Origin of the sequence: Pseudomonas sp. BJa3 (assembly GCF_026343815.1) — a bacterium.
In the GTDB taxonomy this organism is placed as follows: Bacteria; Pseudomonadota; Gammaproteobacteria; order Pseudomonadales; family Pseudomonadaceae; genus Aquipseudomonas; species Aquipseudomonas soli.
Window position 1 is genome coordinate 1 of sequence record NZ_JAOXMC010000625.1, and the last position, 229, is coordinate 229.

General features: G+C 63.8%; 1 protein-coding gene. It reads left to right on the plus strand.

From position 1 onward, the window contains the following. Positions 1-179: ABC transporter permease (locus tag OH705_RS29050; RefSeq protein ID WP_267303680.1), on the plus strand; the 179-nt coding region annotated here is incomplete at its 5' end. Between the last annotated feature and the right edge of the window lie 50 nt (positions 180-229).

The following is a 229-nucleotide window of genomic DNA, read 5'->3' on the forward strand; positions in this document are numbered from 1 at the left end:
CAAAGGCGCCGTTCTTCGGTTTCCTGATCGCCGCCATCGGCTGCCAGGAAGGCTTCAAGGTCAGCGGCAGCGCCGAGTCGGTGGGTGCCCACACAACCTCCGCCGTGGTGCAATCTATCTTCGTGGTCATCGTGCTGGACGCGGTCGCCGCGCTGTTCTACATGGAGATGGGCTGGTGACTGAAGCCGTGATCGAAGCCCGGGGGCTGTGCAAACGCTTCGGCAGCCAG